The 24371-nt window shown below is 67.0% G+C and carries 27 protein-coding genes; 12 read left to right on the forward strand and 15 right to left on the reverse strand.

Annotated features, from left to right (window positions below; genetic code table 11):
* Both uraH and uraD read right to left on the reverse strand, forming a co-directional pair.
* Positions 1–318, reverse strand: a complete 318-nt coding sequence (gene uraH, locus ACFQ9R_RS15000; RefSeq protein WP_378991115.1) for a hydroxyisourate hydrolase — start codon at positions 316–318, stop codon at positions 1–3.
* Positions 315–932 carry a 2-oxo-4-hydroxy-4-carboxy-5-ureidoimidazoline decarboxylase gene (gene uraD / locus ACFQ9R_RS15005; RefSeq protein WP_378991117.1) on the reverse strand — a complete coding sequence of 206 codons (618 nt, stop codon included), beginning with the start codon at positions 930–932 and terminating at the stop codon, positions 315–317. Before uraD ends, uraH begins: the two co-directional genes overlap by 4 nt.
* Here uraD and ACFQ9R_RS15010 point away from each other — a divergent pair, their 5' ends adjacent.
* The gene (locus ACFQ9R_RS15010) at positions 933–1529 is read left to right on the forward strand and encodes an NTP transferase domain-containing protein (RefSeq protein WP_378991119.1); all 597 of its coding nucleotides are present in this window, start codon (positions 933–935) and stop codon (positions 1527–1529) included. It abuts the gene before it with no gap.
* A gap of 15 nt (positions 1530–1544) precedes the next feature.
* On the forward strand, positions 1545–2564 hold the full coding sequence (locus tag ACFQ9R_RS15015) for an XdhC family protein (protein WP_378991121.1): 1020 nt from the start codon (positions 1545–1547) through the stop codon (positions 2562–2564).
* 42 nt (positions 2565–2606) lie between these two features.
* On the opposite strand, the gene ACFQ9R_RS15020 is transcribed toward ACFQ9R_RS15015, so the two are convergent.
* From ACFQ9R_RS15020 to ACFQ9R_RS15035, 4 genes are read right to left on the reverse strand one after another with little or no spacing between them, the layout of a single operon-like run.
* Complete coding sequence (locus ACFQ9R_RS15020; protein WP_378991123.1) at positions 2607–3671, reverse strand: ABC transporter substrate-binding protein; 1065 nt, start codon at positions 3669–3671, stop codon at positions 2607–2609.
* 60 nt (positions 3672–3731) lie between these two features.
* Complete coding sequence (locus ACFQ9R_RS15025; protein ID WP_378991125.1) at positions 3732–4532, reverse strand: ABC transporter permease; 801 nt, start codon at positions 4530–4532, stop codon at positions 3732–3734.
* Positions 4529–5314 carry an ABC transporter permease gene (locus ACFQ9R_RS15030; RefSeq protein ID WP_378991127.1) on the reverse strand — a complete coding sequence of 262 codons (786 nt, stop codon included), beginning with the start codon at positions 5312–5314 and terminating at the stop codon, positions 4529–4531. The genes ACFQ9R_RS15025 and ACFQ9R_RS15030 overlap by 4 nt, the downstream gene beginning before the upstream one ends.
* Positions 5311–6105, reverse strand: coding sequence for an ABC transporter ATP-binding protein (locus tag ACFQ9R_RS15035; protein ID WP_378991129.1), 795 nt, complete (start codon positions 6103–6105; stop codon positions 5311–5313). The genes ACFQ9R_RS15030 and ACFQ9R_RS15035 overlap by 4 nt, the downstream gene beginning before the upstream one ends.
* Positions 6106–6350: 245 nt before the next feature.
* Between ACFQ9R_RS15035 and ACFQ9R_RS15040 the strand changes: the two genes are divergently transcribed.
* Entirely contained in the window at positions 6351–7367 is a 1017-nt protein-coding gene (locus ACFQ9R_RS15040; protein ID WP_378991131.1) for an alpha/beta hydrolase, read from the forward strand.
* A gap of 62 nt (positions 7368–7429) precedes the next feature.
* Here the strand turns inward: ACFQ9R_RS15040 and ACFQ9R_RS15045 are convergent, their stop codons facing one another.
* The 5 genes from ACFQ9R_RS15045 to ACFQ9R_RS15065 all read right to left on the reverse strand — a co-directional run bounded on the left by ACFQ9R_RS15045 (position 7430) and on the right by ACFQ9R_RS15065 (position 11651).
* On the reverse strand, positions 7430–8056 hold the full coding sequence (locus ACFQ9R_RS15045; RefSeq protein ID WP_358186529.1) for a TetR/AcrR family transcriptional regulator: 627 nt from the start codon (positions 8054–8056) through the stop codon (positions 7430–7432).
* Positions 8057–8204: 148 nt separating this feature from the next.
* A complete protein-coding gene (locus ACFQ9R_RS15050) occupies positions 8205–8570 on the reverse strand; it encodes a DUF3349 domain-containing protein (protein WP_378633940.1) in 366 nt (121 codons plus the stop codon).
* A gap of 11 nt (positions 8571–8581) precedes the next feature.
* Complete coding sequence (locus ACFQ9R_RS15055; protein WP_378991133.1) at positions 8582–8863, reverse strand: hypothetical protein; 282 nt, start codon at positions 8861–8863, stop codon at positions 8582–8584.
* 12 nt (positions 8864–8875) lie between these two features.
* The gene (locus ACFQ9R_RS15060; RefSeq protein WP_378991135.1) at positions 8876–10063 is read right to left on the reverse strand and encodes an anion permease; all 1188 of its coding nucleotides are present in this window, start codon (positions 10061–10063) and stop codon (positions 8876–8878) included.
* Positions 10064–10136: 73 nt separating this feature from the next.
* Positions 10137–11651, reverse strand: a complete 1515-nt coding sequence (locus tag ACFQ9R_RS15065) for an ATP-dependent DNA ligase (RefSeq protein ID WP_378991136.1) — start codon at positions 11649–11651, stop codon at positions 10137–10139.
* A gap of 94 nt (positions 11652–11745) precedes the next feature.
* On the opposite strand from ACFQ9R_RS15065, the gene ramB reads away from it, so the two are divergent.
* Entirely contained in the window at positions 11746–13152 is a 1407-nt protein-coding gene (gene ramB / locus ACFQ9R_RS15070; RefSeq protein WP_378991138.1) for an acetate metabolism transcriptional regulator RamB, read from the forward strand.
* Positions 13153–13156: 4 nt separating this feature from the next.
* Here the strand turns inward: ramB and ACFQ9R_RS15075 are convergent, their stop codons facing one another.
* Positions 13157–14986 carry an acyl-CoA dehydrogenase gene (locus tag ACFQ9R_RS15075; RefSeq protein ID WP_378991139.1) on the reverse strand — a complete coding sequence of 610 codons (1830 nt, stop codon included), beginning with the start codon at positions 14984–14986 and terminating at the stop codon, positions 13157–13159.
* Positions 14987–15327: 341 nt separating this feature from the next.
* Between ACFQ9R_RS15075 and urtA the strand changes: the two genes are divergently transcribed.
* From urtA to ACFQ9R_RS15105, 6 genes are all read left to right on the forward strand, one after another.
* Positions 15328–16578: an urea ABC transporter substrate-binding protein gene (gene urtA / locus ACFQ9R_RS15080; protein WP_056814694.1), complete on the forward strand. Its 1251-nt coding sequence runs from the start codon at positions 15328–15330 to the stop codon at positions 16576–16578.
* Between the two features lie 70 nt (positions 16579–16648).
* On the forward strand, positions 16649–17533 hold the full coding sequence (urtB, locus tag ACFQ9R_RS15085) for an urea ABC transporter permease subunit UrtB (RefSeq protein WP_266293973.1): 885 nt from the start codon (positions 16649–16651) through the stop codon (positions 17531–17533).
* The gene (urtC, locus tag ACFQ9R_RS15090; protein WP_378991140.1) at positions 17530–18660 is read left to right on the forward strand and encodes an urea ABC transporter permease subunit UrtC; all 1131 of its coding nucleotides are present in this window, start codon (positions 17530–17532) and stop codon (positions 18658–18660) included. The genes urtB and urtC overlap by 4 nt, the downstream gene beginning before the upstream one ends.
* Positions 18657–19460: an urea ABC transporter ATP-binding protein UrtD gene (urtD, locus tag ACFQ9R_RS15095; protein ID WP_378991142.1), complete on the forward strand. Its 804-nt coding sequence runs from the start codon at positions 18657–18659 to the stop codon at positions 19458–19460. Before urtC ends, urtD begins: the two co-directional genes overlap by 4 nt.
* Positions 19453–20145, forward strand: coding sequence for an urea ABC transporter ATP-binding subunit UrtE (gene urtE / locus ACFQ9R_RS15100; protein WP_056814706.1), 693 nt, complete (start codon positions 19453–19455; stop codon positions 20143–20145). Before urtD ends, urtE begins: the two co-directional genes overlap by 8 nt.
* A gap of 14 nt (positions 20146–20159) precedes the next feature.
* Positions 20160–20909 (forward strand): GntR family transcriptional regulator, encoded by a 750-nt coding sequence (locus tag ACFQ9R_RS15105; protein WP_378991144.1) that lies wholly within the window; start codon positions 20160–20162, stop codon positions 20907–20909.
* Here ACFQ9R_RS15105 and ACFQ9R_RS15110 read toward each other — a convergent pair whose 3' ends face one another.
* Positions 20910–21791 (reverse strand): NERD domain-containing protein, encoded by an 882-nt coding sequence (locus ACFQ9R_RS15110; RefSeq protein ID WP_378991145.1) that lies wholly within the window; start codon positions 21789–21791, stop codon positions 20910–20912.
* A gap of 202 nt (positions 21792–21993) precedes the next feature.
* Between ACFQ9R_RS15110 and ACFQ9R_RS15115 the strand changes: the two genes are divergently transcribed.
* A complete protein-coding gene (locus ACFQ9R_RS15115; RefSeq protein WP_378991146.1) occupies positions 21994–22539 on the forward strand; it encodes a carboxymuconolactone decarboxylase family protein in 546 nt (181 codons plus the stop codon).
* Positions 22540–22631: 92 nt separating this feature from the next.
* Positions 22632–23009 (forward strand): VOC family protein, encoded by a 378-nt coding sequence (locus ACFQ9R_RS15120; protein WP_378991148.1) that lies wholly within the window; start codon positions 22632–22634, stop codon positions 23007–23009.
* On the opposite strand, the gene ACFQ9R_RS15125 is transcribed toward ACFQ9R_RS15120, so the two are convergent.
* Both ACFQ9R_RS15125 and ACFQ9R_RS15130 read right to left on the reverse strand, forming a co-directional pair.
* Complete coding sequence (locus tag ACFQ9R_RS15125; RefSeq protein WP_378991245.1) at positions 23010–23333, reverse strand: hypothetical protein; 324 nt, start codon at positions 23331–23333, stop codon at positions 23010–23012.
* A 174-nt stretch (positions 23334–23507) separates the two neighbouring features.
* Positions 23508–24347 carry an NmrA family NAD(P)-binding protein gene (locus ACFQ9R_RS15130; protein WP_378991149.1) on the reverse strand — a complete coding sequence of 280 codons (840 nt, stop codon included), beginning with the start codon at positions 24345–24347 and terminating at the stop codon, positions 23508–23510.
* Positions 24348–24371: the final 24 nt, after the last annotated feature.

Here is a 24371-nt window from a genome sequence, read left to right on the forward strand (position 1 = left end):
TCAGCTCCCTCGGTAGGTGGAAAAGGCGAACGGCGACAGCAGCAGCGGCACATGCAGATGCGACTGCTCACCCACCGTGAACGCGACGCAGACTTCCGGATAGAAGGTCTCGGTGCCCTGCGCCGCGAAGTAGCTGCCGGTATCGAAGAACAGCCGGTAGTCGCCCGGATTGAGTCCGGCCGCCAGCTCTTTCACCCGGCCGTCGGCGTCGGTGAGCGCCTCGGTGAGCCGCTGCTCCCCGCGCATCAGCAACACCGCGACACCTGCGGCGGGGACCCCGCGCACGGCGTCGAGCACGTGGGTACTCACGCTCGTCATGGCGTCACCAGCCCCGCCAGGCGCAGCCGGTTGATCTTCGTCAGTTCTGTTCGCATGACCTGCCTTTCAGTAGACGGATCGTTGTCCAACCGCGCGCACAAGATCGCCAGCAACTCCTCGCCGCTGCGACCTGCCGCGCAGACCAGGTAGATATGGCCGAACTTCGCCTCGTAAGCGCGATTGCCCTCGGCCAGCGCCACGCGCACGTCCTCGCCCGCCACCCCGGACTGCTCGCGCGCGGAGGCCGCCGAGGTCGGGCGGTCGCCGATCCGCGGGTGACCGGCCAGCGCCTCGTCGATCTCGGCGTCGTCGAGTGCGGCCGTTCCCGCCTCGGCCGCCGCCAACAGCGCGTCGGTGGTGGCATAGGGACGCGCGGCCGCGATCGCCCGCGCCCAGCGTGGCGCCGAGCAACAGGCAAGCAGCGCATCTTCGGCAGTCTTCGCAGGTAGATCGTTGAAACCCGCGAGGCTCAGCCCTTCGCTCGTCATCGATCCAGCATCGCGCGATCCCCGGCCCGCCGCCACCGATGTGCAGTCCATCACGTCGGCGTGTCGTCGCCGGTGCGCTCCCCTGCTGTAATCGACCGGCAACATTGCGTCATTACCTTCGCTCACATGCCTCCACTCGACCGTTCCGCGCACGCCTCGTGCACGGGCATCGTCCTCGCGGCGGGTGCGGGCACGCGATACGGCAAACCCAAGGCACTCGCCGAGGACGGCGCCTGGTTGCGTTCGGCGATCACCGCCCTGCGCGACGGCGGCTGCGGTCCGGTGGTCGTCATGCTCGGCGCGACCGGACCCGATCCGGCCGCCCTCGGACTGCCCGACGGCACCCGATGCCGGTGGGTCGCCGACTGGGCGACCGGACTCTCCGCGACGGTGCGCGAGGGCCTGCGCGCCGCCACCGAAACCGACACCCGTTACGTGGCGTTTCTGCCCGTCGACATCCCCGATATCGGGGGCGATGTTGTCGCCAGAGTGCTCGCCGCGGCGCGCGCGAGCAAGAGCGGACTTGCCCGTGCTGTGTTTCACAACACACCTGGACACCCCGTTGTGATCGAGAACAAGCACTGGGAAGCCATTTCCGAAGTAGCCGCAGGCGATATCGGGGCCGGTTCCTATTTGGGCGGTCGACAGGATATGGTGTGCGTCACGTGCGACGACTTGGCGACAGGGACCGATCGCGATTTCCCGGAAGTCGGCGCACGGTGATCGGAGTTGTGAGATATGCGCGATATCGTCGATGACCTTCTGCGAGTGTGGCATTCGGGCCGTACGGGCGGCCTCGCCACCGTGGTCCGTACCATCGGCACCAATTCCCTACCCATCGGCTCTTCGATGCTCGTCACCCCCAACGGTGGCGTCTTCGGATCGATCGCCTCCGGACGGCTGGAAGAGACCGTCTACGACGCGGCATTGGAAGCGGGTCGCACCGGCGTCCGGCAACTGCGTCGCTACAGCATGCTCACCGGTCTGGAATCGAGCGCCGACGACGGAACACTCGTCGATATCTTCGTAGAACCGTTCTCCTGCCGCGATTTTCCCGAATTCCCCACTATCGCCGCCGATATCCAAGCCCATCGCCGGGTCACCGTGTTCACCGTGGTGTGGAATCAGGATCCCGATGTCATCGGCCAGCATCTGGTCACCGATCGCAAGCACGCGACCGAACTCGTCGCGCTGCCCGAGTCGGATCTGTTCGTCGCCTCGTACTGCCCGCCGCCGCGCCTGATCATCTTCGGCGCCAACGCGTACGCGGCCACGCTCGTCGCGCAGGCGCGGATGATCGGCTACCGGGTGACCATCTGTGACTCGCGTCCCGAGTTCGCCGACCCGGCCTCGTTCCCCGGCGCCGAAGTGGTCGTCGACTGGCCGCATCGCTACCTCAACACCCTCTCGGCCGCGGGCGAGGTCGACAACAGCACCGCCATCGTCGTGCTGGCCAACGAGCCGCGCTTCGAGATCCCGCTGCTCACCGTCGCGTTACGACTACCCGAGCTCGGCTACCTAGCCGCCCTCGGCACCCCTGCCGACCAGGCTCGTCGCCTCGACGACCTGCGCGCGGGCGGCTTCGACGAGCCGACCCTGTCGCGCGTGCACGTACCCGCGGGCCTGGAAGCGGGCCCGCGCACTCCCGCCGAGACCGCCGTCTTCATCACCGCCGACTTCCTCGCCTCCCGCGCGGGCCTTCGCCTCGCGGCTCAGCGCGACTACGGGTCGACAGCCGCTGTGGGTATGGCCATTTGATGTACCGGTCGGCGCCACGGCTTCGCGGCGCCGACCGGGTTCTTATTTCAGGCCCGGGTTCTCGGCGTACACCTCACGCAGGACGGACAGGTCGAAGAGCTGGTCGGCCTTGATGTCGATCTTGGCGGTGCGCAGCGCGGCGATGTTCTGCTCGATCAGCGCGTCCGACATCGTCAGCAGGCCGTCAGTCTTGGTCGATGCCGAGACGACCAGGTCGTTCTGCGCGGTGGCCTCCTCGGTCTGCTCGGCGAGGTCGAGCTTCAGGTCCTTGCCGTAGACCTCGACGGCCAACCGCGCGGACTCGGCGGGGTTGGCGACAGCGTCCTTCCAGCCTTTGATCTGGGCGGTCAGGAAGGCCTTGAGCTTGTCGCGCTCGTTGTCGATGGTGTGCTGGCTCACCGTCAATGTCTCCGCGACCAGCGGCAGACCGAAGTCGGCGAACAGGAAGTGGTCGTTGGCGAAGCCCTTGGCGGCCAGGGTGATCGGCTCGTTGGTCACATAACTCACCCAGCCGTCGACCTCGCCGTTGGCCAGCGGCGTCGGATCGAACTGTGCGGGCACCACGGTGACATCGCCGGGACTGATGCCATTGGCCGCCAGCAGGGCGCTGAAGATGAGCTGATTGGTGTCCTGCACACCGATCTTGCGGCCCTTCATCTCCATGGGTGATGTGATCGGCTTGCCCGCCGAACTCACGATCGCGAACGGGTTCTTCTGATAGGTCGCGCCGACGATCTTGGCGGGTAGTCCTTCCAGCACGGCGGGCGCGGTGGTCTGCGGCGCGGAGAGGCCGAGCCAGATCTTGCCGGTATCGAGACCGGCTTCCACCGAAGTCGACGCCGCGCCACCCGCGACGAGATCTACCGCACCGAATCCCGCATCCTTGAAATAGCCCTTCGAATCGGCGAAATACTCACCCGCGAATTCGATGTTCTTGATCCAGGACAACTGGACAGCGACCTTGCCGAATTTCGAGCCGTCGTCGGTCGAGCCGTTCGAGGAAGTGGCCGAACTACCGCCGCAGGCGGCGAGCAGCCCGGCGCCGCCGAGCGCCGCGCCGGTCAATGCGGAAAAGCGGAGAAAGGAACGACGGTCGATACTGTTCATACGCAAAATGTAGGTTCGATGCGTTTCGTTCTCTTTGCCGCCACGTTCCGCCGCTATTCCTTACTTTCCGGCGCTCGGGCCGAAGCGCGCGAGCACCACGTTCTCGATCACGCCGACGATCGCGTACAGCAACACCGATACCACCGTGACCACCACGATCGACGCCCACAGCCGGTTGTACTGGAACATCGGGATGGCCCGTACCAGGCTCGCACCCAATCCTGTTCCACTGCCGAGCCATTCACCCAGCAGGGCGCCGATCAACGCGCCGGGCACCGAGACCCTGGCCGCGGCGAACACCGACGGCAGCGCGGCGGGCACCGCGACCATCCGTAGTCGCGTCCACCGTGTGCCGCCGTAGGCCGTCACCAATTCCATTGCCTGCCTGGGCGCTTCGCGCAGGCCCGTCATGATCATCACCAGGGCGGGGAAGAACACGACGATCGCCGTCAGCACCGTCACCCCCGCCGTGCCTCGGCCGAAGATCAGCACCACGATCGGACTCAGGGCGACCAGCGGCACCGACCGCAACAGCATCGCGACCGGCATGAACGTCTGCCGCACAGCCGAATACAGCACGAACAGCGCGGCCACGCCGATCGCGCCGAGCATCCCGACGACGAACCCCGAAGCCGCGTCACCGAGGGTGATCGCGAGGTCGTCGACGATCGCCTGCCGCGCCGCAGGCGCACCCGCCGAAGTGACCAGATAGGCCCAGACATCCGACGGCGTCTTGCCCACTCGCGGCCCGATCTGCGGGAACAGGCGAAGAAACAGCGTCCAGATGACGAGCAACAGAATCAGCGACGTCGCCAGCGGCAGCAGGAAGCGGCCGATCCGGCGCGCGACGGTGGTGGTCATCGCCCCTCCTCCACCGTCGTCCACGGCGTGATCAGGCGGGCCGCGCCCGCCACCAGCAGGTACCCGAGCCCGGCCAGCGCGGCTGCGGCGATCGCCATGCCCCAGGTGCGTGGCACGTTGTAGGCAGTCTGGGCCGCGGTGAGCGCGACTCCGATGCCGCTGTCGACGCCACCCAGATACTCACCGATGATCGCCCCGAGCACCGCCGACGGCGCGGCGATCTTCAAGGCGGCGAACGTATTCGGCAGCGCGGCGATGGCCTGCACCCGATACAGCTGCTGCCAGCGGCCACCGCCGTAGGCGCGCACCAGATCCAGGCTCGCCGGATCGGCCGAGCGCAATCCACTCACCGCGCCGACCATGGTGGTGAAGAAGCAGTACATCGCGGCCAGGAACACCGTGGGCGTGCGCCCGCCGAACACCACCAGGATGATCGGGCCCAGCGCCACCAGCGGCGTGCAGTAGCTCAGGATGGCCAGCTGGGTCGCGAGAGGTTCGATCCGCGGCGCCAGCATGATCAGCGCCGCGACCCCGATCGCGAGCACGTTGCCCCAGAGGAAGCCCTGCAACGCCCCGATCGCGGTGACCTGGAAGTTGGGCCCGTAGAGGCCCCACCCGTCCGACCACATGGTCGAAAGGACCCGCCCCGGTGAGGGAATCGTCCCGCCCGCGGTTCCGGCGGCGGCCAGCGCCCACCACAGGGCGATCAGCACCACCACACCCAGTGCCCCGGCCACCCGGCCCAGGTCGGCCGGGATCCGCCGGGCTGTCGCCACACTCATGCCACCCCACCCCGCCCGAAGAGCAGCTCCGACAGGTAGTCACAGAGCTTGTGGAATTCGGGTGTGCGCATCATCTCGGGTGTGCGCGGACGCGGCAGGTCGATCTCGACCAGTTCCAGCACCCGGCCCGGTCGCGGACTCATCACCGCCACCACGTCGGACAGGAACACCGCCTCGCCGATGCCGTGGGTGACCATCAGTGTGGTCGCGGGCTTCTCGGTCCAGATGCGCAGCAGTTCCAGGTTCAAGCGCTGGCGGGTCATGTCGTCGAGCGCGCCGAACGGTTCGTCGAGCAACAGCACCGACGGCTGCACGACCAGCGCTCGCGCGATCGAAACCCGTTGGCGCATACCGCCGGACAACTGCGCGGGCTTGGCCTTCTCGAACCCTTCCAGCCCGACCAGCGCGATCAGTTCGGCGATCCGGTCCGGTTCGGCGGGCAGCCCGGCCACCTGCAACGGCAGCCGGATGTTCGATTCCACACTGCGCCACGGCAGCAACGCCGAATCCTGGAACGCGATACCGAGCTCGGCGCCACCGCGCAATTGTTCCGGGGACATACCGTTGATCCGCGCGGTGCCCGCACTCGGCTCGTCCAGGCCGGCCAGAATCCGCAACACCGTCGATTTGCCGCAGCCCGAGGGCCCGAGCAATGACAGGAATGCGCCGTGAGAAGTCCGCAAATCGACCGAGTCCAGCGCGTCGACAGTGTTGCGGCCCACTGTGAAGGTCTTGCTCAACCCACTGATCTCGATCCCGGTGGTCGCGCTACCGGGGATTTCCTTACCCATGCTCGTCACCATAAGAGCGCCTGGTTGCGGCGGCATTTCCGAATCACAGCCCAGATTGCGCCCCCGTAAACCGTGCTCGAGGTCACCATAAAAGTGAACCGGTAACGATTCGGTCCTGTGAGAGGACATAGAGTGTCGGAGGATCTGACAGCCCTGCAGGCGTCGAGCGCATATGCTCTCGGCGACCGGGGGAAGCACTGCGATGACGTGCCCGACAGGGCCCGTGGACTGGAACCGACTGTTCGATGAAGCTCTCTGCACTACGTACCGTGGCCGCGCTGCGCACCACCGCCGTGGCTCTGACCGCCGCATTGTCGGTGGCCGTTGTCGCCGGTGGCGCCGCGACCGCCGAACCCGAGAAGCCCTCAGCCGTGTCGTCCATCGTCAAAGACGGACGCGTGTGGCATCTGAAGGTGTACTCGGCGGCGATGAAGAAGGACATCACGATCGACGTGCAGCGTCCCGTCGACGAGTCCAAGCCGGCCCCCAACTTCTACATGCTCAACGGCCTCGACGGCGGTGAGGGCACCGCCAGCTGGGCTGCGCAGACCCAGGCGCTCAGCTTCCTGGCCGACAAGCAGGTCAATGTGATCCAGCCGATCGGTGGCCGCGGCAGCTACTACACCGACTGGAAAGCCGAAGACCCGAAGCTGGGCCTGAACAAGTGGAGCACCTTCTTCACCCAGGAGCTCCCGCCGCTGCTCGACGGCGCACTGAACTCCACCGGCCTGAACTCGCTGGCCGGCCTGTCCACCTCCGGCACCTCGGTGCTGCAGCTGGCCGAGGCCAACCCGGGTCTGTTCAAGTCCGTCGCCGCCTACAGTGGCTGCGCGCAGATCGCCGACCCGATGGGCAAGCAGGCCGTCAAGTTCTCCGTGGAGACCTGGGCCGGTGGCAAGACCGCGAACATGTACGGCCCGGACAACGATCCCGCGTGGGTCGAGAACGACCCGGTCATCAACGCGGAGAAGCTGCGCGGCACCAACCTCTACATCTCCAGCGGTAGCGGCATGCCGACCAACGCCGACGTGGCCTACTACCTCAACGGTTCGCCCGGCCCGATGGGCGTGATCAACCTCGGTCTCGGTATCGGCATCGAAGCGGCGACCAACGCTTGCAGCCAGAACCTGAAGACCAAGCTGGACTCGCTGGGTATCCCGGCGACCTACCAGTTCACCCCGATGGGCACCCACTACTGGCCGTACTGGGAGCAGGCGCTGCACGAGTCGTGGCCGCTGCTCGCACAGGGCATGGGTATCTGATTTCCCACTGAAAGCGGGAGGCATCCGGATTCGGATGCCTCCCGTTTCTGCGTTGCCGGCAGCTACGTGGTGGGCGCGACCGCGGTGCGCACCGTGAGCCCGGAGCGGATGAAATAGGCGATCTCCTCGCAGATCTCGTCGACCGAGATCGCGTCGCCGGGAACGGTGGCGTGCACCATCTCCTGGGCGAGGGAATTCACGGCGCCGATTACCGCGAGGCCGAACAGGTGCAGGCTGCGCGATTCCGCTTCGCCCCGTTCGGCGGCGCGCTGCGCTTCCCGGGTGAGCAGTGCCGAAATCGACCGCCGCTGCGCGCGCCGCCATTCCTCCACCACCGGACTCACCCCGACGACCTCGACATAGAACACCCGCGCCGCCCGGCGATCACGGCAGGTCACCGCGAGGAACGCACGGAAACTCTCCACCACGCGGACCACCAGCGGCTGTTCGCTGGTGTGCTCCAATGCCTCGTCGAGGCGCCGTAACGCGGCCGCGTTCAACCGGTCGACGAGTGCGATCAGTAATGCCTCACGGCTACCGATGTCTTCGTAGAAACTGCGGGTCGACACATTCGCGGTCGAACACAGCCGCTCGATCGAGGTCGACGAATATCCCTGGGTACCGAATAGTTCCAGCGCCGCGTCGGTCAACCTGTTGCGGCGTAGCGCGACTCGCTGCTGGCGCGACAATCCACCGTAACTACGACCACTATCGGTTACATCCGCACGCCGAACCACGGATGCATGCTAGCGCGCGATGGCCGGGCAGCCGGGCGATTCGCCATTGTCGCCGCGAGCGAATTCCGCTGGCGTATCGGAATTGTCGAACTGGCGATGATCAATTCTGTTCGGTAGTGGGTTCGCCGTCGTCGAGCGGTTCGGCCAACGGCCAGCCACCGGCGGCCAGATGCGAAGCCACCCGCGAGACGTCGTCGGGCGCGGGCTGCTGCTTCGCGAAATCGGCGATGGCGGCCGCGATTTCGGCCTCGCTGATCGATTCCCGATTCGGATTCGCCTCCACCAGTTTCTCCCCGATCACCGTCACCTCGTAGTCGGTGAGGTGGCGGTGCAGCACGGCGAACAAGGCGACATAGTCGGACTGGGGAATGCCCTGTGGGTAGCCCGCGCGCAGCCACCCGAGCACCCGCGAGAGCAGGTTGCCACGGACCGGCGGGGTCGCGGGGGTGGGGTTCGGATCGGTCATGGCTTCCTCACTCATGATTGGCCGAACAGGTGGATGCCGAACTGGTGGGCGATGAACGCCTTGGCGGTGAACAGGATTCCGGTGATCACCACGACGACGATGAGGACCAGACAGGTCACCGCGCCCGCCAGCGCCGGATAGTTGCGCCGGACTCGGCCCTCGGCGTCGACGGTCTCGGCATTGCCCCACCACCGCACCGCGAAGGCGAAGACCGCGGGCACACCCGCGCCGAAGATCAGCGCGGCGAGCACCACTTCCCACAGTGAACTCAGATTGGTGATCACGGTGTGCACGATCGCTCCCCTCTACCCGGCATGGTTCTGGTCGATCGGCGCCTGTGCCGAGGTGGGTGGCTGATGGCCATCGGGCCATTCGTTCACATTGTGAGTGCCGACCGGGTCACGGCGCGACCGGAGATAGATTCCGAGCGCCCCGGCGATCAGGAGGCCGAACACCACGAGCACGCCGGGAAGTCCACCGATGACGTTGGCGATCGCCCAGCAGATCGCGCCGACGATGCCCGCCATCGGCAGGGTCAGCAGCCAGGCCACAGCCATCCGGCCCATCACCCGCCAGCGCACCTCGGCGCCCTTGCCGATGCCGGTACCGAGGATCGCACCGGTCGCGGTCTGCGTGGTCGACAGCGGCAGACCGAAGTGCGCCGAGGTGAGAATGATCGCCGCCGAGGTCGACTCGGCGGCCAGGCCCTGCGGCGACTCGATCTCGACCAGGCCCTTGCCGAGGGTCCTGATGATCCGCCAGCCGCCGAGATAGGTGCCGAGGGCGATCGCGACGGCGCAGGCGGCCATCACCCACAGCGGCATGTGGTCGTCCTTGCCCAGCGAGCCGTAGGCGACCAGCGCGAGGAAGATGATGCCCATCGTCTTCTGCGCGTCGTTGGTGCCGTGCGCCAGCGAGACCAGGGAGGCCGAACCGATCTGGCCCCAGCGGAAGCCCTCTTCGGTTTTCTCCCGGTCGACGCCGTGGGTGATCCGGTACACCAGGAACGTGCCGATGGCCGCCACGATGGCCGCGATCACCGGCGCGAGCAGCGCGGGCAGCACGATCTTGATCAGCACCCCGTCCGACCCCGATGCCCAGATCACCCCGTTCCAGCCCAGCGCGGCGATCGTCGACCCGATCAGGCCGCCGAACAGGGCGTGCGAGGAACTCGACGGCAGGCCGAGCAGCCAGGTCAACAGGTTCCACAGAATGCCGCCGACCAGGCCGGCGAAGACGATGACCAGCAGGTCCTGCCCGCCCACATCGTCCAATTGGACGATCCCCTTCGCCACCGTCGCCGCGACCGATACCGACAGAAACGCACCGATCAGGTTCAGCACGCCCGAGAGCGCGACTGCCGTCTTCGGCTTCAGCGCACCGGTGGCGATCGAGGTCGCCATGGCGTTGGCCGTGTCGTGGAATCCGTTGGTGAAGTCGAACGCGAGAGCTGTGACGATGACGATCAACAGGACCATTAGTTCGGCGCTCACCGGAACAGTGTGTCGTATGCTGCCGCCGGATTGCCAAACTGTTGCGGGTAAGTCGCACGACCAGCGGCTGAGCTCAGCCGGCGGCCACGCCGAGCGCGCGCACCGCCTCGATGGTGTCGGCCTCCGCCGGTTCCTTGTCCGGCCGGTACCGCACCACCCTGGCGAAGCGCAGCGCGACTCCGCCCGGATATTTGGTACTGGTCTGGACGCCGTCGAGCGCGATCTCGACGACGAGTTCGGAACGCAGGTACACGGCCTGACCGTCGCGGTGGGTTTCGTGGCGCGGGAATTCCTCAGTCTGCCAGCGCAGCAGTTCGTCGGTGAGGCCCTTGAACGTCTTGCCGACCATCACCGGCTCACCGGTCTCCGGATCGCGGGCCGCCAGATGCAGGTTGGACAGGAACCCGGTGCGGCGGCCGTACCCCCATTCGGCGCCGATCACCAGTAGGTCGAGGGTGTGCGCGGGTTTGATCTTCTGCCAGGCTTTGCCGCGCCTGCCCGCGGCGTACGGGGCATCCAGCGCCTTGACCATCACGCCCTCGTTGCCGACCGCCAGTGCGTCGTCGTAGTAGTCGGCGGCGGCCTCTGGGGTCGGCGCGATGAGCGCGGGAATGCTGTGATCGCCCGCGACCCGCTCCAGCGCGGTGCGCCGGATGCGCAGTGGTTCGTCGATCAGATCGATGCCGTCCAGGTGCAGGCAGTCGAAGAAATAGGGGTGCAACCGGCGTGGATCGCCGATGGTCGCGAACCTGCTCATCGTCTCCTGGAACGGGCGCGGGCGGCCCGCGTCGGTCAGGGCGAGGGTTTCGCCGTCCAGGACCACGGTGGCGCAGTCGAGGGTCTTGACCAGCTCGACGAGTTCGGGGACGCCCGCGGTGATGTCGCGCAGGGTTCTGGTGAAGACCCAGACCTGGTCGCCGTCGCGGTGCACCTGGATGCGGGCGCCGTCGAGCTTGTGTTCGACACTGATGCCGGAGCCCAGCTCGGCGAGGGCCTCGTCCAGCGAACCGCCGGGTGCGGCGAGCATCGGCGCTACCGGGCGTCCTACTTCGAGGCGGAACGCGGCCAGGGCTTGCTCGCCCCCGGCGAGCGCGGCGATCGCGGTGACGGGCAGCCGGCCCGAGAGCATATGGGCTCGGCGCACCACATCGACGGGGATGCCGGTGGACTGTGCGAGCGCCTCGACCACGATCGCGGTGAGCGCGCCCTGCCGGAGTTCGCCGGTGAGCAGGCGGACCAGGAAGGACTGCTCATCCTCGGTCGCGGCGGTGAAGAGCGCGGTCAGCAATTCGCGGCGCCGGTTGGTCGAGCCCTTGCCGTTCAGGCCGGTGAGCTGGGAGAAGATGTCGTCCACCGCGCCGACGGTGAGGCTCGCGTCGCCACTCGGCGGGGTCTCGAGCCCGGCCACCGTGCGCCACCCGGCCCCGATCCGGCCCTGCACCAGCTCGCCGGACAACCATGCCACCACGGTCCCGATCTCGGACGGGTCCGCGGCGCCGAAGAGCTCGGCCAGCGCGGCGGTTTTCGCCTTGCGCGACCGGGTCGCCCGCACGGCCGCGGAGGCCGTGACGACATCGCTGAACAGCACCCAACGACAGTATCGCGAGGGTGTGACACAGAGCTCGAGCCCCGTTGTTAAGAATCCATTGGCAAGCCTGCGAAACCGCCCCTAAACTGGACATATGGCCAAGACCTATGTCGGAGCGCGGCTGCGCCAGCTGCGGACCGAACGTGGGCTGAGCCAGGTCTCGCTCGCGCAGAAACTGGAGATCTCGGCCAGCTATCTGAACCAGATCGAACACGACGTGCGACCGCTCACCGTGCCGGTGCTCACGCGCATCAACGAGGTCTTCGGCGTCGACCCCACCTTCTTCTCCGCCCAGGACGACACCCGGCTCATCGCCGAGCTGTCCGAAGTGGTGATGGACGCCGAGCTCGGCATCGAGGCCGACACCCAGCAGATCGCCGACATGGTCTCCGCCCATCCGTCGATGGCGCGCGCCCTGGTGGCCCTGCACAACCGCTACCGCAACACCAGCGCGCAGCTGGCCGCCGCCACCGAGGATCGGTTCGCCGACGGTTCCGGCAGCGCCGCGATCAGCAAGCCGCACGAGGAAGTGCGCGACTACTTCTATCAGCGCCAGAACTACATCCACGAATTGGATACCGCCGCAGAGGATCTCACCGCGCGCATCCGGTTCCACGGTGGCGAGGTGAGCACCGAGATCGTGCGCCTGCTGCGTGCGCACGGCGTGCGGATCAGCGAGCGCATCGACCTCGGCGAGGGCGTGCTGCACCATTTCGACCCCGAGACCAAACAGCTCGAGATCTCCCCACACCTGTCCGGTGGACAGCGCACCTTCAAACTCGCCGCCGAACTCGCCTATCTGGAATGCGGCCCGCTCCTCGAAAAACTGGTCGACGAGGGCAATTTCGCCTCCGACGCGTCGCACAAACTCGCGATGCTCGGCCTGGCGAACTACTTCGCGGCCGCGATGGTCTTGCCCTACACGCACTTTCACGAAGTAGCCGAGAATTTCCGCTACGACATCGAACGCCTGTCGGCGCATTTCTCGCAGAGTTTCGAAACCATCTGCCACCGCCTGTCGACCCTGCAACGGCCGACCCTGCGCGGCGTCCCGTTCTCCTTCGTCCGCGTCGACCGCGCGGGCAATATGTCGAAGCGCCAGTCCGCCACGGGTTTCCACTTCTCGGCCAGCGGCGGTACCTGCCCGCTCTGGAACGTCTACGAGACCTTCGCCTACCCCGGCAAGATCATGACCCAGATCGCCCAGATGCCCGACGGCCGCAAATACCTCTGGATCGCGCGCACCGTGGAACGCCGCGCCACCCGCTACGGCCAACCCGGCAAGACGTTCGCGATCGGCCTCGGCTGCGAGCTGCGCCACGCGGGCCGCGTCGTCTACGCCGACGGCATCGACCTGGGCGAAGCCAACGCCACCCCTATCGGCGCGGGCTGCCGAGTGTGCGTGCGCTCCAACTGCCCCCAGCGCGCCTTCCCGCCGCTGGGCAAGGCCCTCGACATCAGCGAACACCGCAGCTCGGTCTCGCCCTACCTCATCAAATAGCTGCTCAGAAGGCTTCCTCCGGGACCGCCATGATGTCGTTGTCGATGGCGGCGAGGATGTTCTTGGTAGCGGTGAGTTCGGGGAGGACATTCTTGGCGAAGAAACTCGCCGCGGCGACTTTGCCCTGGTAGTAGGGGCGGTCCCGCGGTGCGGCGTCGGAGGCCAGGGCGGCGGCGGCGATGTCGGCCTGGACCAGCAGGCGCCAGGCGATGAGGAGATCGCCGACCGCCATCAGGAAGCGAACCGAGCCGAGGCCCACCTTGTAGAGCTCGGTGGGCTCGCTCCGGCCCGCCATGGCGTAGCCGGTGAGGGTGGCGGCCATCGCGCCGACGTCGGCCTGGGCGGTGCGCAGCAGGGCGCGCTCGGTGGCGAAACGGCCGGTGTCATTGTCCAGGTAGCCGCCGATCTGCGCGTTCACGTGGGCCAGGGCGACGCCACGATCGCGAATGATCTTGCGGAAGAAGAAGTCCTGGGCCTGGATCGCCGTGGTGCCCTCGTAGAGCGAGTCGATCTTGGCGTCACGGATGTACTGCTCGATCGGATAGTCCTGCAGATAGCCGGAGCCGCCGAAAGTCTGCAGCGACTCGGCGAGCAACTGGTACGCGCGCTCGGATCCCACGCCCTTGACGATCGGCAGCAGCAGATCGTTCACGCGGTGCGCGGTCTCCGGATCGGCACCGGACACCAGCTGCGCCACATCCGCATTCTGATGCGCGGCGGTATACAGATACACCGCTCGCAACCCCTCCGCGTAGGCCTTCTGCATGGCCAGCGACCGGCGCACATCGGGGTGATGGGTGATGGTGACGCGCGGCGCCGCCTTGTCGGCGACCTGCGTCAGATCCGCGCCCTGCACCCGCGTCTTGGCGTACTCGAGCGCGTTCAGATACCCGGTCGACAATGTCCCGGACGACTTCACACCGACCGTCATCCGCGCGTTCTCGATCACCTTGAACATCTGGGCGATGCCGTTGTGCACATCGCCGACCAGCCAGCCCTTGGCGGGCACCGCGGTGCCGCCGAAGGTCACCTCGCAGGTCGGCGAGGACTTGATCCCCATCTTGTGCTCGACCCCGGTCACGTACACACCGTTGCGGTCGCCCGGTTCCAGCGTCTGCGGATCGAAGAGGAACTTCGGCACGTAGAACAGCGAAAGCCCCTTGGTGCCGGGGCCTGCACCCTCCGGCCGGGCGAGCACCAGGTGGAAGATGTTCTCGGCCGTATCACCCACGTCACCGCCGGAAATGAACCGTTTCACCCCGTCGATGTGCCATGACCCGTCGGGCTGCGGCACGGCCCTGGTGCGACCAGCGCCGACATCGGATCCGGCATCCGGCTCGGTGAGCACCATGGTCGCCTGCCACCCGCGCTCGAACCCGCCCTGTGCCCAGCGCTTCTGTTCGTCGTTGCCGATCTCGTAGAGCACCGAGCCCATCATCGGGCCCATGTTGAAGAAGCTGGCCGCCGGATTGGCACAGATGATGAGCTCGTTGATCGCCCACATCAGCGCGTTCGGGGCGGCGGTGCCGTCCATACCCGCCGGCATGGCCAGGCGGTACCAGCCCGCTTCGTGCACCACGTCCACCGTCTTGCGCAGCGGATCGGGCACGGTGATGTCGTGGGTATCGGGGTGGAAGACCACCGGGTGCCGGTCGGCCTCGGCGAACGAGTCCGCGATCGGACCTTCGGCCAGGTGTTTCACCTCGTCGAGGAGCTGGCGCACCGTATCGGAGTCCAGGTCGCCGTAGGCGCCCGTGTCCAGAACCTTGTCCAGGTTCAGGACCTCGAACAGATTGAACTCGATGTCACGCACGTTCGCCTTGTAGTGCCCCATTGGGCCCTCCTCGACTGACCGCACACGGCCGATTGCCGTGTGGCTCGGCGGCTCGACGTTGTACAAATCGAAGCGTGCCGCACCTGCGCGCCCCTACGCAACCGTAGGCAAGGCGACCCTTCTCCAGCTGTCGCCGACGAACAATTCACACGGACGAAACAGACGAAACGGGCACGTGACCGAGAGACATTCGGGTGCAACAAGTTCCATCTACTGTCTCGAATCACGAATACAGCTTCTGTATACAACTCGGTGTACATCCAGTCTCCGGGGCAGACAGCGGCGGTATTCGTTGTGGCGCGTGTGGCGCCGCCGTTACACCTGATGAGGAGAACCGCCCCATGTCTGAATCCCGTTTGGTCAAGGCACTTGTCGTGCCTGCCGCGGTGGCCGTCGCCGGCCTGCTGCTCACCGGCTGTGGTGCGCGCGACGACGCGTCGACCGGCTCGACCGCAGCCTCCTGCGTCGACACCAGCAAGGACACCATCAAGGTGGGCTCGCTGCACTCGCTGTCGGGCACGATGGCCATTTCCGAAGTCACCGTGGCCAATTCGACCAAGCTGGCGATCGACCAGATCAACGCGGCGGGCGGCGTCCTCGGCAAGAAGATCGAGATCGTCCTCGAAGACGGCGCCTCGGACCCCAAGACCTTCGCCGAGAAGGCGGAGAAGCTGATCAGCTCCGACTGTGTCGCTTCGGTGTTCGGCGGCTGGACCTCGTCGAGCCGCAAGGCCATGAAGCCCAAGTTCGAGAGCCTGAACTCGCTGCTCTACTACCCCGTGCAGTACGAGGGTCTGGAAGATTCCAAGAACATCTTCTACACCGGCGCCACCACCAACCAGCAGATCATTCCCGCGCTGGACTACCTGAAGCAGAAGGGCATAAAGTCCCTCTACCTGGTCGGCTCCGACTACGTCTTCCCGCAGACCGCCAACCGCGAGATCAAGGCCTACGCCGCGGCCAACGGCATCGAGATCAAGGGCGAGGACTACACCCCGCTGGGCTCCACCGACTTCTCCACCATCGTCAACAAGGTGCGTGCCGCCAAGGCGGGCGCGGTGTTCAACACCCTCAACGGCGACTCCAACGTCGCCTTCTTCCGCGAGTACACCAACGCGGGCCTGAAAGCCGCTGAGATGCCGGTGGTTTCGGTATCGATCGCCGAGGAAGAGGTCGCGGGCATCGGCGCGCAGAACATCGCGGGCCAGCTCACCGCCTGGAACTACTACCAAACCGTCGACTCCCCGGCGAACAAGAAGTTCGTCGCCGACTACAAGGCGGCCTTCGGCGCCGACAAGCCCACCTCGGACCCGATGGAAGCCGCGTACGCCTCGGTGTACCTGTGGAAGAACACCGTCGAGAAGGCGAAGTCGTTCGCCGTGGCCGACATTCAGGCCGCCGCCGATGGCGTGAGCTTCGACGCCCCGGAGGGCACCGTCACCATCGACGGCTCCAACCACCACATCACCAAGACCGCCCGGATCGGCGAGATCCGCCCCGACGGCCTGATCTACACCGTCTGGGATTCCGGCAAGGCCATCACCCCGGACCCGTACCTGAAGTCCTACGAATGGGCCAAGGGCCTCAAGTAAACAGCCCGACAGATGTGGGACGCGCAGTGCGCGCGTCCCACATCGCCCCATCTCCAAGGAGTCCACTGCAATGGACGTGCTGATCAGTCAGCTCTTCACCGGGCTGAGTCTGGGATCCATTCTTCTGCTCGCCGCGCTCGGCCTTTCCCTGACGTTCGGTCAGATGGGCGTCATCAATATGGCGCACGGCGAATTCATCATGGCCGGTTGCTACACCACTTATGTAGTGCAGCAAGTCTTCTCGTCGGCCGGAGTGTCGCTGGTCGTGTCCCTGCTGATGGGCTTCCTCATCGGCGGCCTGCTCGGTGCCGCCCTGGAGATGGGCCTGATCCGCTACATGTACGACCGACCGCTGGACACCCTGCTCGTCACCTTCGGTGTCGGACTCGTGCTCCAGCAGGCCGCGCGTGACATCTTCGGCGCCCCCGCCAAGAACGTGCTGGTGCCCGAATGGCTCAGTGGCGGCATCACTATCGCGGGCGCGGTTGTGCCGAAGACCCGCATCTTCATCCTGGTGCTGGCGATCGTCGCGGTGACCACCCTGGCCGCCGTGCTCAAGACCACCCCGATGGGTCGACGGATTCGCGCCGTCGTGCAGAACCGTGGACTGGCCGAAACCAGTGGCATCTCCAGCAGATTCACCGATATCAGCACGTTCTTCATCGGTTCCGGACTGGCCGGCGTCGCCGGTGTGGCGCTCACCCTGATCGGTTCGACGAGCCCCACCATCGGCCAGAGCTATCTGATCGACGCGTTCCTGGTGGTCGTGATCGGTGGCCTCGGCCAGATCAAGGGCACGGTGATCGCGGCGTTCGCGCTCGGCCTGCTCAACTCGTTCATCGAATACTCCACCACCGCGTCCATCGCGAAGGTGATCGTGTTCGTGCTGATCGTCATCTTCCTGCAGGTCCGCCCGCAGGGCCTGTTCACCGTGCGGACGAGGAGCCTGGCATGACCGCACTCACCGAACGTCTCCGCGAATACCCGCGGCTGACACCACTACTCGGCTTCGGCGTCGCGGCGATCCTGCTGTTCGCCGTCGCCCCTGCGGTTCTGAGCGATTTCCGCCTGAACCTTCTGGCCAAGTTCCTCTGCTTCGCCATCGTGGCGGCCGGTATCGGATTGGCGTGGGGTCGAGGCGGAATGCTCACCCTGGGCCAGGGCGTGTTCTTCGGCATCGGCGCCTACATCATGGCCATGCACATGCAGCTCGCCGACGCCGCCCGCCTCGGCAACGACGTCCCGGAATTCATGGAGATCTCCGGCATCAGCGAACTGCCGGGATTCTGGCAGCCGTTCAGTTCCGCGCCGGTGGCGATTCTCGGCATCCTGGTGCTGCCCGCGCTGGTCGCGGCGGTGCTCGGGTACGGCGTGTTCAAGCGCCGGGTGCGCGGCGCCTACTTCGCCATCCTGAGCCAGGCACTGGCCGCGGCGCTGGCGATCCTGCTCACCGGTCAGCAGGCCATCGGCGGCTTCACCGGACTGTCGGACTTCCGTTCCTTCTTCGGGTTCCGGCTGTCGGACCCGGCCAACCGGCAGATGCTGTTCTTCATCGCGTCGGGCACGCTGCTGGTGGTGGTGGCGCTGATCCGCCAGCTCAACCGCAGCCGCTACGGCGAACTGCTGGTGGCGGTGCGCGATGCCGAGGAGCGCGTGCGTTTCCTCGGCTACGACCCGGCCAATATCAAGATCGTCGCCTATGTGGTGGCGGCGTTCCTCGCCGGTATCGCCGGTGCGCTGTTCACTCCGATCGTCGGCATCATCTCGCCCGCCGATATCGGCGTCATCCCGTCGATCGCCTTCCTGATCGGTGTCGCCATCGGTGGCCGCACCACCCTGCTCGGACCGATCCTCGGTGCGATCGGCGTCGCCTGGGCGCAGACCTCGCTGTCGGAGTCGTTCCCGTCGGGCTGGACCTACATGCAGGGCGTGCTGTTCATAGTGGTCGTCGGGTTCATCCCCGCCGGTCTGGCCGGGCTGTGGCCGATGTTCAAGGGCTGGCTCGACAGCCGCAAGAAGCTGCCGCCCGCACCGGAAGAACCCGCCGCCGTCGTCACCGAGGAGAAGGTGCAAGCGCGATGACACTCGAACCCAAAGCCGGCGGCAACGCGGGCATGGACAGCGACTACCTCGAAATCCGTGGTCTCACTGTCAGTTTCGACGGCTTCAAAGCCGTCACCGATGTCGACCTCACGGTGTTGCAAGGCGACCTGCGATTCCTGATCGGACCGAACGGCGCGGGCAAGACCACGCTGATCGATGCCATCACCGGCCTCGTCCCGGCGACCGGTTCGGCGCAGAAGTCGGGCACCGAACTCCTCGGCAAGAAGGTGCACCAGATCGCGCGCCTCGGCATCGGGCGCACCTTCCAGACGGCCAGTGTGTTCGAGCAACTCACCGTGTTGCAGAACCTGGATATCGCGGCGGGTGCCGGGCGTTCGGCACTGTCGCTGCTGCGCATGCGCAAGTCGGTGCTGCCGAGCATCGAACAGGCCCTGGAGACAACGGGTCTCACCGCGCTGCGGGACAAGCCCGCCGGGGTGCTCGCGCACGGACAGAAGCAGTGGCTCGAGATCGGCATGCTGCTGGTGCAGAACGCGTCGGTGCTGCTGCTCGACGAGCCGGTCGCGGGCATGAGCGCCGAGGAGCGCGAGGAGACCGGAAACCTGTTGCGCCGCATCGGCAGTGATCGCGTGGTGATCGTCGTCGAGCACGACATGGACTTCATGCGGTCCTTCGCCACCTCGGTCACCGTGCTCGCGGGCGGCAAGGTCCTCAGCGAGGGCAGCGTCGAACAGGTGCAGGCCGATCCGAAGGTGCAAGAGGTCTATCTGGGCACCGCGACTCTGGTTACGACAGACAAGGAGTCGGCCGATGCTTGAGCTACACGACATCCGTTCCGGATACGGGCGCACCGAGGTCATCCACGGTGTCAGCATGACCGTGCCCGACGACAGCGTCGTCGCGATCATGGGCCACAACGGCGCGGGCAAAACCACGCTGCTGCGCGCGGCGGTGGGGTTGCTGCCCACCAAATCGGGCACCATCACCTTCGACGGCGAGAAGATCACGAAACTCTCGCCCTCCCAACGGGTCAAGCGCGGCATCGGTTATGTGCCGCAGGGCCAGCAGAGCTTCGGGCAGCTGACCACCGCCGAGAACCTGCAGGTGGTCGCGGACGGGCGCAAACGCGGCAAGGCGCTGATCGACGAATCCCTCGATCTGTTCCCCGCGCTGAAGGACCTGCTCACCCGCAAGGCGGGCCTGCTCTCGGGCGGGCAGCGTCAGCAGCTGGCCATCGCCCGGGCACTGATCACCGAGCCGAAGCTGCTCATCCTCGACGAACCCACCGAGGGCATCCAGCCGTCGGTGGTCGCCGAAATCGAGCGCACCATCATCGAATTGACGCAGCGCGGCGGTTTGAGCGTGCTGCTGGTGGAGCAGCACATCGGCTTCGCACTGCAAGCCGCGCAACAGTACTACGTGCTGCACTCGGGGCATCTCGGCTCGACCGGGGCAGGCGGGGCAGGTGCGGAATCCGCGGTCCGCGCGGCGATGGCGATCTGATCGCAGCGGCGCACATGGCCGGGAGGGGATCGGGCGAGGACGCGCGTCCCGCCGGCGGCGGGCGGCGGGTGCCGCTGGCCGCGCGCGTCTACGACGAACTCCGCCACGACCTCGCCACCGGGGAACTGGCGCCGACCGAACGGCTGCGCGCCGAACGGCTGGCCCAGCGCTACGGCGTCTCGCGCACCCCGGTGCGCGAGGCGCTGGCCCGGCTCCAGGCCGACGGGCTCGTGCAGCGACATCCCGACGGTCTCTACCTGTACCGGCCACGCCTGAACGAACTCGACGAGCTCTACGAACTGCGAATCGTGCTGGAATCCCGTGGTTTTCAGCGCATCGCCGCGGGTGGTTCCGTCCAGGTGCACATCCCGGCCGAGCACGACCTACCCACCGTGCGCGCCGAGCTGGCCCGCTGGCTCGAATACCGCGACACCCCACCGGAACCCGGGCCCGACCTGGTCGCCGCCGACGAGCGGTTCCACACCGAGCTGCTCAGAGCGGCGGGCAATTCCGCCCTCGCCGAGGCGTTGGCCGCCGTCTACCTGCGGGTTCGCCCGGTGCGCACGATGGATGTGCCGACCGCCGAGCGGGTGGCGGCCATGACAGCCGATCACATCACCATCGCCGAGCAGGTGCTCGCCGGGGACGGCGAACAGGCCCTGCACACCCTCACCGCCCACATCGACTCCTCCCGCGCGCACGTCCGGGTGCGCGCCGAGCAGGCGATCGCCTTCACCAAACTCGGTCGCGCCGTGCGGGATTGATCAGCAGTCCGTCTGGAACGGCCAGCACTCGGTCTTGCGTGGAGTCGCCGACGTGGGCGCACGGGTAGTCGAGGTCTGCGACGTATCCGACATCGGGCGCGGATGCGGCGAATCCTGGATCAGCGCCACGCCGACGACCACGAAGACCACGAAGATGCCGAGCACCGCGGCGGCGAACAGTCCGATGCCGACGAGCTTTCCCCGCCGCGACGGATCCGGCGGCGGGGCGGGCTCGCTGAATGCGCGCACCTGCCGCGCCACCGGAGTCGGCGCGGGTCGATGGGTGTCGAAGCCCTCCTCGACCAGCTCGGCACGCGATGGCGCCTCGACCACACCGAGCGCCGTACAGGTGGTGAGCACGCGCTCGACCGTCCATTCGCGCGGCCCCGCCGAGAACCCTTCCAGGTACACCCGCAGCTCATGCGCATCGACGCTGTTCGCGACCAGTACGTCCAGACCCGGCCGCAGCGCGGTGCGCGCCGGCCGCACCACCACGCCCCGATACGGCACGAGCACCACCGCGCCGGAGACGTGTCTGCTGTCCTGCAACGCCTGCTCCAGCGCGACCCGCACCGCGTGCACCCCGTGTTCGACCCGGTCGGTGAGACCGTTCGACGTGTCGGCTTCTAAATCCAGCGCACTGTCGCTGATCATCCAGGTGCCGTCGGCGGCGGCGGTGAGCAGCCCGCTCTGCCGTCGCCGGAAACCCTTCACTTCGAGCACCGTGATCCCGCGCGGCGTCACGATCACCGCGCCGAGCCGCCGGTCACCCACCCGGCAGTCGACCAGTGCGAGCCCCGTACTCGGATAGGCGCGCAGGCAGTCCACGAGCTCACGCTCGGCGCCGGTGAGCTCGGCACCCGGTCTGATCCGAACCAGCATGTGCGATGTTCCCCTACCAGTGCTGCGACCTCACACCGCCGCTGCGCGCTGCGGTACCCACCGATCATGACGCGCAACTGTTCCGAAAACCACTGGAAACCAAAGAAAACCGGCACGAATACAGGAGTGGCCCCTCGAGCGGATACCGGCGAGTACGCTCCGATCCTGGCCGACGATGTTCGAGAAGACAGGTGGATCAGAGATGGATTCAGCGCCCCTACCACGCGTTTCGCCGGGACGGTTCGGTGAACTCGGGCCGATCAACTGGGTTGTCTGGCAAGTACTTTCCCGCGCGTCGGGCACCGAGGACGCGCATCTGTTCAGCACCCTCGGGCGCACCGGCGGACTCTTTCGCGGCTGGCTGCATTTCTCCGGCAAGCTCATGCCGGGTGGCAGGTTGGCGCGCGCCGAGGCCGAGCTGGTGATCCTGCGCGTCGCTCAGCTGCGCGAATGCGACTACGAGGCCGACCATCATCGTCGACTGGGCCGCAAGGCGGGGCTGTCGCCAGTCGAGATCGAGCGGGTTGCCGCAGGTCCCGAGGCCGAGGGCTGGACTCCGCGGCAGCGGGCCCTGCTGAATATCGCCGATCAGCTGGTGAACACCCGGAACGTGGACGACGCGGCGTGGAACGCGCTGGCCGAGCACTACGACGAGCGGACGCTGATCGAGATCGTGCTGCTGGTCAATCAGTACGAGGGTCTGGCGTCGACCATCACGACCTTGCGGATCGAGCGTGACACGTTCTGACCGTGTGACCCAGGTCATATAGCGAGTCGGCGCGGAGTCTCCCACAGTAAAGGCGTACAACGTACGGAGTTCACCGCTACCGAGGAGACCCCATGCAGATCAGCGCTTCCGCTCTCTCGCTCAATGTCGCCGACCCCCAGACCTCTGCCCAGTTCCTGATCGAGCACCTCGGCTTCACCGAGAAGATGGCCGCCGACGGGTTCGTCAATGTGACGCGGGCCGATGCGGGCATGGACGTGATCTACCTGCGCACCGGCCTCGGCTCGTTCAAGCCCGCCCGTATCGCCGGCAGCGCGGGCGAGGGACTGCTCGTCGTGTTCGTCGTCGACGACATCGACCGCGAATACGACCGCCTGCGGGCCGAGGGCGTCCCGATCGAGACGCCCATCGAAACCGAGGAGTGGGGCGAGCGGTACTTCCAGATGACCGACCCCAACGGGATCGTCATCCAGCTCGTGCAGTGGGTGTGATCAGCGGCGGGCGACGCGCAGCGCGGCCACGATCATCGGGATCTGCAACGGCAGCCGCGCCAGCACGCCTGCCTTGAAAGCCTTGGGCGCCTTCGGATTACCGACCACATCCACCGTCATCTGGATATTGGCCGGGAAGACGCCGATGAACAGCGCCGCGGCCAGCCACCCGCCGAGCCGCCGGGTGCGCGGCACCGCCAGCGCGGTCGCCACACCCAGCTCGGCAACCCCGGACCCGTACGTATAGGTCCGCGGGTTGCCGGGCAGCTGCGGCGGCACGATCTTGTCGAACGGCTTGGGCGCTACGAAGTGCAGGGTGCCCATGACGAACAGCAATCCACTCAGCCAGGAGTGCGAACGTCGACGGGGATTTTGATCAGCCACAACCCCGACGGTACCGCTTCGCCGGGTACTCCGGCCGAACCAGGGCGGTGGTCGCCCACCGGGTGAGCCCGCGCCCGGTGAGCTACCCCTGTGCCGTCGCCATCGGGGCGGCGACTACTGCGCGAAGACCGTGGACGCCGAGGTCGCCGGGCGGCCGAGGAGCTTGGTCAGATCGCCGGTGGTCACCTCCAGCAGGCCCTCGCCGATGCCGGCGTCGGCGTCGGCGAGGACGGCGGCGTACTGCTCCTCGAGACCCGCCGCGCGCAGGGCTGCCGCGTAGTCGTCCTTGGCGAGGTCCGCGTAACGGATTGGGGAGCCCTTCGCCTCGGTGGCCGCGGCCGCCAGGTCGGCGCCGGTCAGCGCCTCGTCACCGCCCAGTTCGTAGACGCGGCCCTCGTGGCCCTCGCCGGTCAGCACGCGCGCGGCAGCCTCGGCGTAGTCGGCGCGTGCGGCGCCGGAGACACGACCCTGGGCCATCGCGCCGTGCAGGACACCGGACTGGGCCGCGTTCGCGACGGCTCCGGCGTAGTTCTCCCAGTACCAGCTGTTGCGCAGCAGCACCGTCGGCACGGCGGCGCTCGCCAGCACCTCTTCGGTGCCGCGATGCTCGGCGGCCAGCAGCATCGGATTGCGGTCGGCGCGCGGAATGCTGGTGTAGGCCAGCAGTTCGACCCCGGCGCGCTCGGCGGCGCGAAGCACAGTGGTGTGCTGGGCTACTCGCTTGCCGAACTCGTTGCCCGAGATCAGCAGCACCCGGTCCACACCGGCCAGGGCGGCGTCGAGAGCCGCCGGATCGTCGTAGGACGCCTGCCGCACTTGCGCGCCGCGCGCGGCGAGGTCGGCCACCTTGCTCGGATCGCGCACGATCGAGACCGGTCGCTCCCCTGCGGCGAGCAGAGCCTCCACGACCAACCGGCCGAGCTTTCCGCCTGCTGCTGTCACTGCCACGGTCATTGCTGCCTCCATCGGTACAAGTAC

Origin of the sequence: Nocardia sp. NPDC056541 (assembly GCF_042794235.1) — a bacterium.
GTDB lineage: Bacteria > Actinomycetota > Actinomycetes > Mycobacteriales > Mycobacteriaceae > Nocardia.